6 protein-coding genes are annotated in these 10,014 nt (G+C 46.4%); 5 read left to right on the top strand and 1 reads right to left on the bottom strand.

Translation table 11 applies throughout. The features are described from left to right. The first annotated feature begins 356 nt into the window (after nucleotides 1–356). From HMPREF0106_RS09455 to HMPREF0106_RS09475, 5 genes are all read left to right on the top strand, one after another. Nucleotides 357–1,172, top strand: coding sequence for a family 16 glycosylhydrolase (locus HMPREF0106_RS09455; RefSeq protein WP_009040333.1), 816 nt, complete (start codon nucleotides 357–359; stop codon nucleotides 1,170–1,172). 20 nt (nucleotides 1,173–1,192) lie between these two features. Then, nucleotides 1,193–4,381 carry a SusC/RagA family TonB-linked outer membrane protein gene (locus tag HMPREF0106_RS09460; protein WP_009040332.1) on the top strand — a complete coding sequence of 1,063 codons (3,189 nt, stop codon included), beginning with the start codon at nucleotides 1,193–1,195 and terminating at the stop codon, nucleotides 4,379–4,381. 11 nt (nucleotides 4,382–4,392) lie between these two features. Next, the gene (locus HMPREF0106_RS09465; protein ID WP_009040331.1) at nucleotides 4,393–6,069 is read left to right on the top strand and encodes a SusD/RagB family nutrient-binding outer membrane lipoprotein; all 1,677 of its coding nucleotides are present in this window, start codon (nucleotides 4,393–4,395) and stop codon (nucleotides 6,067–6,069) included. Between the two features lie 20 nt (nucleotides 6,070–6,089). Next, nucleotides 6,090–7,352 carry a hypothetical protein gene (locus tag HMPREF0106_RS09470; protein ID WP_009040330.1) on the top strand — a complete coding sequence of 421 codons (1,263 nt, stop codon included), beginning with the start codon at nucleotides 6,090–6,092 and terminating at the stop codon, nucleotides 7,350–7,352. A 112-nt stretch (nucleotides 7,353–7,464) separates the two neighbouring features. Further along, a complete protein-coding gene (locus tag HMPREF0106_RS09475; RefSeq protein ID WP_009040329.1) occupies nucleotides 7,465–9,759 on the top strand; it encodes a glycoside hydrolase family 3 N-terminal domain-containing protein in 2,295 nt (764 codons plus the stop codon). A gap of 7 nt (nucleotides 9,760–9,766) precedes the next feature. Here HMPREF0106_RS09475 and HMPREF0106_RS26100 read toward each other — a convergent pair. Continuing rightward, nucleotides 9,767–10,014: transposase (locus HMPREF0106_RS26100; protein ID WP_008997441.1), on the bottom strand; the 248-nt coding region annotated here is incomplete at its 5' end.

Here is a 10,014-nt window from a genome sequence, read left to right as displayed (position 1 = left end):
CTACGAAAAAACACACCAGCCACAAGCCCTGAAAGGGCGGAACCGTATACAATTATGCCCTTTCAGGGCGCAAATTCAGATTGTCGTTTTTACGTAGGGCGTTGCCCTACGCTATATAATTAAGCCCTTTCAGGGCACTCCGCAAAATTATCATTTACCTCATTCTTGTATAGCAACAATCTTCGAAAAAGAATGGGTAAGATAACGTCCGTTCGATAAAAATCAGCAGATTTGTCAGCAATCAAACCTAATATGTCAGCAATCTGACCATCGTTTTAGCCGGATATTAGCATCTTTGCACCAAGCTTTACAAGTATAAAGCACATATTACGTTTAACCTTTAAAATGCTAAAACGATGAAAAAAGTAGCACTATTCCTATTTTTATCCGTTTGCTTCGCGCAACAATCCTGTTCGTCGGATTCTGTTGGAACGGAATCGGAGGAAAATCCACAAGACATTCTTTTTAAAGACGATTTCAACTTTTTCGACGAAAAAGTATGGACGAAAGAAACTCATGAACCCGGTTGGACCAATCAAGAGCTACAGGCATACGATGCCGCTCATGTATCGGTTGGAAAGGACGGGGATAAATCGGTTCTGATTCTTACCGCCGAACGCAAAGGGAATAAAATCTACTCCGGCAGGATCAATTCAAAAGGGAAAAAGAGTTTCAAGTATCGCAAGATAGAAGCAAGCATCAAGCTTCCCAAGACTAACGGCGGACTGTGGCCTGCGTTCTGGATGATGGGAGATAACGACAAAGAATGGCCGGCATGCGGGGAGATCGACATTATGGAAATGGGAGAACAGAGCGGAATGGCTGCGGGCGATTCGGAAAAACAAGTGAACACCGCCATTCACTATGGCCCTAGCGCAGCGGCTCACGAACAGCAATACTACAAAGCCAATGTTGCCAACAGCCTGCAAGACGGCAATTATCACACCTACTCTCTGGATTGGGATGAAAACAACCTGACAATATCCATCGACAACGTCAAGTTTCATACGTTCGACATTAGCTCGAACACATACTTCCACGACAACTTCTACATCCTGTTCAACCTCGCCGTGGGAGGTGCGTTTACAGGAATTACCGACATTAATAAACTGACGGGCCTGAAAGACGGTCAGAAAGTGAATATGTACATCGACTGGGTGAAAATATTATAGGAATCTTAAATATATATGCTATGAATATGGAAAAATGTAAGTATCTACTGTTTTGCGGAACACTCGCCCTTTGGATGGCGGGAGGTTTCCAGCAAGTGTATGCAGCAACGGAACCAAGTTCCCAGGCTATTCAACAACAAAGCAACAAGGTAACCGGAAAAGTGAGCGATGCCACAGGTCCCATCATTGGGGCTTCCGTAGTGGAGAAAGGAACTGCCAACGGAACGATTACCGATCTGGATGGAAATTTCAGTTTGAATGTAAAAGCGGGAGCTACGCTCGTTGTCAGCTACGTGGGTTATAAATCCGAAGAAGTAAAAGCGGGAAGAGGTCCTTTGAACATCACCTTGAAAGAGGATGCCAAAGCATTGGATGAAGTGGTAGTTACCGCCCTTGGCATCAAGAGAGAGCGCAAAGCGTTGGGCTATGGCATTGATGAAGTGAAAGGTGAAGCCTTGACCAAAGCGAAAGAAACGAATCTTATCAACTCCATGGCAGGACGTGTGCCGGGCTTGGTAGTCAGCCAGACCGCCGGTGGTCCTTCCGGTTCTACGCGCGTTATTCTACGAGGCAGTACCGAAATGACCGGCAATAACCAGCCTCTTTATGTAGTGGACGGTGTACCTTTGGACAACACCAATTTCGGCAGTGCCGGCACAAACGGAGGCTTCGACTTGGGCGACGGTATTTCGAGCATCAATGCCGATGACGTAGAAAACATGTCGGTGTTGAAAGGCCCTGCGGCATCCGCACTTTATGGTAGCCGTGCCAGCCACGGTGTTATCTTGATTACAACCAAGCGAGCCAACAAGGATAAAATCAGCGTGGAATATAACGGAACACTGACTTTCGATACCCAACTTGCCAAATGGGACGAAGTGCAACAGATATACGGTATGGGAAGCAACGGTACTTATAGCTATGATGCCATATCCAACACAAACAAAAGTTGGGGTCCCAAAGCGGACGGTTCAAACATGCTGAAGTATTTCGACGGCGTGGAACGCCCTTTCCTCATTGTCCCCGACAATACGTCCAACTTCTTCCGCACGGGTATCACCGCCACCAACTCCGCCATCATAGGTGTGAACAGCGGAAAAACCGGAATTCGCTTTACCTATACGGATATGCGCAATAAAGACATTGTTCCCCAAACTCACATGAGCCGTGACATTTTCAACCTGCGCGCCAATACGTCTGCAGGAAAGGTAGACCTGGATTTCAGCGTCAACTATACACGGGAAGACGTGAAGAACCGTCCGGCTCTGGGCGACAGCAAGTCCAATATCGGTAAAAACCTGATGACTCTTGCCACCACCTACGACCAGGAATGGTTGCAAACCTATCAGACTGCCGACGGCGAATATTCCAACTGGAACGGCATGGATCCCTACAACGTGAATCCGTACTGGGATATCTATAAGAACTTCAATAAATCCAAGAAAGACTTGTTCCGCATGAACGGCAAGGCCGTATGGAACATCGACCCACATCTGAAACTTCAGGCAACGCTGGGTGCCGAACTCAACTGGTTCACGTTCGATGATTACAAAGCACCTACCACTCCCGGATTCGAAGCCGGAAGACTTCAAAACAGTGCTTTCCGCAACCGCATGTACAACTTTGAAGTGTTGGCTCTCTACAACAACCATTGGGGTGATTTCGATTTCAACGCTACGTTAGGCGGCAATGTATATAAGGTGAACAACCAGACCATCGTTACCACTGCTCAAGACATGAAGATACGCGATGTCCCTTCATTGACGAGTTTCAACGAGATCAGTGTAGTGCCCGGCAGTTACCGCAAGCAGATTAATTCGGTTTACGGAGCAGTGAACGTGGGATGGAAACACATGCTTTACCTCGATGCTACGTTGCGTGGCGACCAATCGTCTACCCTTCCCACTGGCAACAACATGTATGTGTATCCTTCTTTCTCCGGTAGCTTTGTATTCTCCGAGCTGACAAAACTGGGCGACCTCCTGCCTTACGGAAAGGTGCGTATGTCATGGGCGCAAGTAGGTAGCGATACCGATCCTTATCAATTGGGACTCGTCTATACGAAATCCAAATATGCTTATCCCGGATATACCATCGGATATATCGATAACGGAACCATCCCCAACAAAGACTTGAAACCAACCAAAACAAACTCCGTGGAAATGGGATTGGAATTGAAATTCCTGAAGAACCGTATCGGACTGGATTTCACCTACTATTCTCAAATCAGTAAAAACCAAATTATGGGAATGGCAAGTTCCTGGACAACCGGTTATAACTATCGCTTGATTAATGCCGGCAAGATAGAAAACAAAGGTATTGAAATTGCCCTTAGCACACGACCGATTCAAACACGCGATTTTTCCTGGGACATTAATCTGAACTTCTCCAAAAACAGCAACAAGGTAAAAGAACTGGATGGCGAATCGGATATGTTTGAACTGGAAAAAGCATCTTGGCTCGACGTTCAGGTGGCCGCTAAAGTAGGCGAGAACTTTGGTTCTATTGTAGGCCCGGACTTCCAACGGAACGAAAAGGGAGATATTCTGATTGACCCGCAAACCGGTCTGCCGCAATATGACAAGAGCAACCACGTATTGGGTAATGCCTCTTGGGACTGGACAGGTGGATTGCTCACCAACTTTACCTACAAGAATCTTTCGCTGGTAGCGGTATTCGATGTGAAAGTAGGCGCCGACCTCTATTCTATGTCTGCCCGTGCTGCTTACGAATCGGGTAAAAGTCCGGAAACACTGGCAGGACGCGACGCCTGGTATCGCTCGGAAGAAGAAAGATTGGCAGCCGGCATTGCAAAAGGAGCCGATAACTGGAAGCCGACAGGCGGATTCGTTGCTCCGGGTGTCATCGACAACGGTGATGGAACGTATCGCCCCAACGACATCTACATCAATCCGGAAGACTACTGGATGAGCGTTTGCCGTAATGCACCTTCTATGTTTATTTACGACAACTCATACGTGAAATGCCGTGAGCTGACGTTGAGTTATAATGTACCCAAATCCTGGCTGAAGAATGTAGTAAGCGGACTGACCGTTTCGTTCGTTGCCCGCAATCCGTTCATCGTATGGAAGAATATCCCGAATATCGACCCGGATTCCAACTACAACAATACCACCGGTATGGGACTTGAATACGGTTCGTTGCCTTCACGCAGAAGCTATGGTTTTAATGTAAATGTGAAATTCTAAAAAGATATATCATGAGACAATCTAAATACATCACAATCATCACGATGGCATGTGCCCTGTTTTTCGCTTCTTGCAGCGATGAATACATGGAAAACATGAATACCGACCCTTCCAAGGCCGCTACCATCGACCCGAATGCGCAGCTCACCACTGCCCAACTGCAAACGTACGGAGACCTTAGTATGATGGAAATCTACCGTAACTACCATTATGCATTCACCCAACAACTGATGGGATGTTGGAACACCACCAACTACGGCGGACGCCATACGCTAGACAATAATGAAATGAGCCGTATCTGGACATCGTTCTACACTCAATCCCTGAAGAATATCATTGATGCTCAATATCGCACAGCCGAAGATGCAGAGAAAGTGAACATCAACTCTGTGCTCCGCATTTATCGGGTTTATCTTATGTCTATCATCACCGACACTTACGGAGACGCTCCTTTCAGTGAAGCCGGCCTGGGATTCCTCGAAGGAAAGTTCAATCCGAAGTATGACAAACAGGAAGATATTTACAACGCTTTCTTTCTGGAGCTGGAAGATGCCGTCAATAAAATCGATCCGACCAAAGATAAAGTGACAGGTGACCTCATCTATGCCGGTGATGTAACTAAATGGCAACAACTGGCAAACTCGCTTCGCCTACGTTTTGCCATGCGAATCTCCAATGTCAATCCTACAAAGGCACAAACGGAATTTGAAAATGCTTTGGTTGCCAATGGGGGTGTGATAACGGACGCCTCAAGCGATGCGCTCATCAAATACATGACAATCGCATTTAGTTTCGGACAAGAAGCTTACTCTGATTATCGCGGAAATTCATTGTCACAGTTATTGTTCGGCAACGACCCCGCTAATAATCCAAGCTACCTCTGCTCCACTTTCTTTAATCAGCTACGCCAATCCGGTGACCCTCGTACATTCAAAATTTCCCGTTGTTATTATGACGGGTTGATGAGTGCCACCAGTCCCGACAATCGTGTCGACATCACCCAGGAGATGATTGAAAAAGGGATTGATTTCAGTCCGCGCGACCCGGGTGCCTACTCGTGGGAGCCATGGCCTACAGGGTACGACAGCGATATTTGTAAGGAATTAGCCGTTAACAATCCTTCCGTTACGGTAACTATGGCTCGTGAAGTGGAACCCAAACTTGCCAATAATTTCCTAAAAAGCGACAATCCGGGCGTAGTGATGACCTCTGCAGAAGTGAAATTCCTGATGGCGGAAGCTACCGTGAAAAAATGGAATGTCGGCAGTGTGTCGGCAGAAGATCTTTACAAGCAAGGAGTGCGTGCAGCTATGGATTTCCTGACAGACAACTACGGTTGCACGGCTACTACTGATGCAGAGTTTGATGCATTCATTCAAGGTAGAGGGACGTTCGGACATACGGACAATCAGAAACTTGAAGCTATCAATACACAGGCCTGGATTCTTCACTTTACCAATCCTGCCGAATGTTGGGCAAACGTGCGTCGTTCCGGTTATCCGAAGTTGAAATCACCGGCAGAATATGGGTTCGGACAATATCTCACCGGTGGAACGGAAATTCCGGTACGTCTCTGCTATCCTGTATTGGAATCTTCCTATAATAAGAAAAGCTACAATGAAGCCATCGAGCGCATGGGAGGAACAGATAATTGGCACAGCCTTCTGTGGTGGGATACTGAAAACTAACTATTAAACAATCATCCATTATGAAAAAGATATATATTGCACTATTTGCCCTACTCGCTGTAGGCTCCACATTTACTGCATGCACCGAGGAAGAACCGTTCGCTACGGTGACAGAAAATGATGATCCGCATATCCTTGCCCCAGTATTCCCTGACAGGACGAACGGCCAATTGGCTACATTCGCCAACATCAGCCGGGATGCGAACTTATCCATCGCGCTGACCGTGACTCCGAAAGATTACACCACAGTAACCTGGTTCATTGATGGACAGGAAGTAGAATCGGGTACCGACTCCGACAAAGAAATCAACCGTAGTCTGAAAGCCGGTACGTATAATTTGAAAATAGAAGTGGAAACTGTGAAAGGGAAGAAGACTTCCCGTGAAGGATTAGTGGTGGTCAATCCGTTGGCTGATGACCCTCAATCTAAAGAAGTAGCTTTTGAGAGAATTGTATCTCCCGGTAAGACTGCCCGTTTATATGGCAGTAATTTACAGAACGTAACAGCCATCCTCTTGGGAGGAAACACGATCACCGATCCTACTTATGTTGAATCGGCAGATGAGAGTTATCTGGAATACATCGTTCCGACAGGCGTAAGCGAAGGCGATTACCGCATCGTTCTGCAAGATGCCGACGGCAATCAATATGGAGCCGACATGGTGAAAGTGACCAATGCTTCCCTTGTCATTTCAGGTGCTAACCGGGCTACTGCCAACGTGGACTGGACCATTTCCGGTATCAATCTTGAAAACATCGCTTCTCTAACTATCGGCGGACAGACGGTGTCTCAATTCAGCAATCAATCTTCTACGGAAGTTACGCTGACTTGTCCGGATTTGTCTGATGGAAACTATACGATGACAGGCAAAACCCGTAGCGGAGAGGCTGTGCAGTTCTTGAACGATAATATTACGACTACCGAACAGACTGTGACCGTATCTACCGAAATAACACTTTGGTCAGGGCACCATTACGTTTCGTGGGATAAGCCGGACGGTGATCCCAACAAAACTTTTGGTTTGATTCCAATGGATGTATTTGCCGGTATCACAGCCGGATCGACACTAAAAGTTGTCTACTCCATAGAACCTACTGCCGAATATCATCAGATGCGACTTGCTACCGGCAATTGGTCGTACTTCACAGACCCGATAAACTTCTCGGAAAACGGTGAATACGCACTGACACTGACCCAAGACATGCTGAATATGATTCAAGCTGAAAACGGATTTTTATGTGTAGGACATGGCTATTATGTAGATTTGGTAACCGTGAAATAATGTTCCTAAGTAAGTTTAAAAATCATTCATACCATAAGTATCTGTCATTCTTCGGGTTAAATCCCTCTGAATGACAGATTACATAAACGATGCTACTTAAAAACAAATCATAATGAAACTAAGAAATATTATATTAATGACCGCATCTATCGCAATGACTGCCTGTTCCAAACAGGCAGTTCCCACTGCCATTCCTGAAGACGCAAAAATAGAACAACAAGTGGAAGAGCTTCTATCAAAGATGGACCTTGACGCCAAGATAGGGCAAATGACCGAGCTTGCTATTGATGTATTAGGAGAGACGATAAATGGAGAATTCCAATTGGACGAGACAAAGCTCCACAAAGCGATTGCTGAATATAAGGTAGGTTCGTTTCTCAATGCTCCCGGCCCGGTAGCACAAAGCCCTGAAAAGTGGAACGAGATTATCAGTCGAATACAAGAACTGTCGATGACGGAGATTGGTATTCCATGTATCTACGGACTGGATCAGAATCATGGTACTACCTATACATTGGGCGGAACGCTCTTTCCTCAAAATATCAATATGGGTGCTGCCTTCAATCCGGATTTGACCTACGAAGCGGCACGTGTAACGGCTTATGAAACAAGGGCTAGCAATTGTCCCTGGACATACTCTCCCACCGTCGATATGGCACGTGATCCCCGTTGGCCGCGTGTATGGGAAAATTATGGAGAAGACTGTTTAGTCAATGCCATTATGGGCAGCACTGCTGTCCGAGGCTTCCAAGGAGATGATCCTAACCATATTCCCGCCGACCGAATCGCCACCTCCGTGAAACATTACATGGGATACAGCATGCCACGTACCGGTAAAGACCGCACACCGGCTTATATATCGGTTTCCGAACTGCGTGAGAAATGTTTTGCACCGTTCAAGGCTTGTGTGGAAGCTGGTGCACTGACTATAATGGTCAACAGTGGTTCCATCAACGGAAAGCCTGTGCACGCCGACCGCGAACTCCTTACACAATGGCTGAAAGAAGACTTGGGATGGGACGGAATGTTAATCACCGACTGGGCGGACATCAACAATCTTTATACCCGCGAACATGTGGCGGCAAACAAAAAAGAAGCCATCGAAATGGCAATCAATGCAGGTATAGACATGGCTATGGAACCGTATGATCTCAATTATTGTACACTACTAAAAGAGTTAGTGCAAGAGAAGAAAGTGTCCATGAGCCGTATTGACGATGCCGTCCGCAGGGTGCTTAGACTTAAATTCCGTCTGGGTCTGTTCGATCATCCGAACACTTTATTGAAAGATTATCCTCTCTTCGGCAGCAAGGAGCATGCACTTATCGCACTTCATGCAGCTGAAGAATCGGAAGTATTGCTAAAAAATAAAGATAATATTCTTCCGCTTCCTCAAGGGAAAAAGCTACTGGTAACCGGTCCGAACGCTAACTCTATGCGCTGCTTGAACGGCGGTTGGAGCTATTCGTGGCAAGGACATCTGACCGACAGATTTGCCGACAAATATAACACCATTTACGAAGCAATCTGCAACAAATTCGGAGCCGATCATGTCCGTCTGGAACAGGGCGTAACCTACAAACCCGAAGGTGCTTACATGAAAGAAAATGAACCGGAGATTGAGAAAGCTGTGGCTGCCGCCCGCAACGTGGATATTATTATCGCCTGCATCGGTGAAAATTCATATTGCGAAACACCCGGTAATCTTTCCGAACTTGCCATCTCTGCCAACCAAAGCAAACTGGTAAAGGCACTTGCCGCTACGGGAAAACCGATCATCCTGATACTCAATGAGGGTCGTCCCCGCATTATCAACGAGTTGGAGCCATTGGCTGATGCTGTTATTGACATTCTATTACCCGGAAACTATGGTGGCGATGCATTAGCGAACATTCTGGCAGGAGACGTGAACCCCAGTGCCAAGATGCCTTACACATATCCGCGACACGAAGCAGCACTGACTACCTACGATTATCGGGTGAGTGAAGAGATGGACAAAATGGAAGGAGCTTACGACTACAATGCAGTAGTCTCCGTTCAATGGCCTTTCGGATACGGATTGAGCTACACCACTTTCGAATACAGCAACTTCCAAACGGACAAATCTTCGTTTACCACAGGAGATGATTTGCACTTTTCCATAGATGTAACCAATACCGGTAAATATGCCGGAAAAGAAGTTGTCATGCTATTCAGCAGTGATCTTGTGGCTTCGCTTACTCCCGAAAACCGCCAGTTACGAGCCTTCAAAAAGGTGGAACTACAACCGGGCGAAACCCAAACTGTCACTCTATCCATCAAAGGCAGCGACTTGGCTTTTGTCAATTCTGACGGGCAATGGGTACTGGAACAAGGGGATTTCCGTATGCAATGCGGAAATCAAGTAGTGACTATTACTTATAAGTAGTCGTCCCTTAAAAAGTACTCATCTGCGGGATATTGCAAGAAAACAGTGTCCCGCAGATTTTTTCAACAAGTAGCCAAAGAACCCTCATGGCTCTTTTGAAGTTGTACGCTGCTGCGGCTAAGAGCAGATTGACAACATCCCCGAACACACCTTTATAAAAGTTGCGTCCTAAACGAAAGTCTGATTTCAAATGCCCGATAGTCGGCTCTATTCCTGCACGCTTGCAGAATAGCTTATGTTTCTTCTTGCGTGTGT

The organism is Bacteroides sp. D22 (assembly GCF_000163675.1).
GTDB lineage: Bacteria > Bacteroidota > Bacteroidia > Bacteroidales > Bacteroidaceae > Bacteroides > Bacteroides xylanisolvens.
The sequence above is the reverse complement of the archived record's forward strand: the minus strand, read 5'-3'. Positions and strand labels throughout refer to the sequence as shown.

Excerpts from the sequence above, each read along its gene's own strand:
- HMPREF0106_RS09455 (WP_009040333.1), top strand. The coding sequence starts at position 357 with ATGAAAAAAGTAGCACTATTCCTATTTTTATCCGTTTGCTTCGCGCAA.
- HMPREF0106_RS09460 (WP_009040332.1), top strand. The coding sequence starts at position 1,193 with ATGAATATGGAAAAATGTAAGTATCTACTGTTTTGCGGAACACTCGCC.
- HMPREF0106_RS09465 (WP_009040331.1), top strand. The coding sequence starts at position 4,393 with ATGAGACAATCTAAATACATCACAATCATCACGATGGCATGTGCCCTG.
- HMPREF0106_RS09470 (WP_009040330.1), top strand. The coding sequence starts at position 6,090 with ATGAAAAAGATATATATTGCACTATTTGCCCTACTCGCTGTAGGCTCC.
- HMPREF0106_RS09475 (WP_009040329.1), top strand. The coding sequence starts at position 7,465 with ATGAAACTAAGAAATATTATATTAATGACCGCATCTATCGCAATGACT.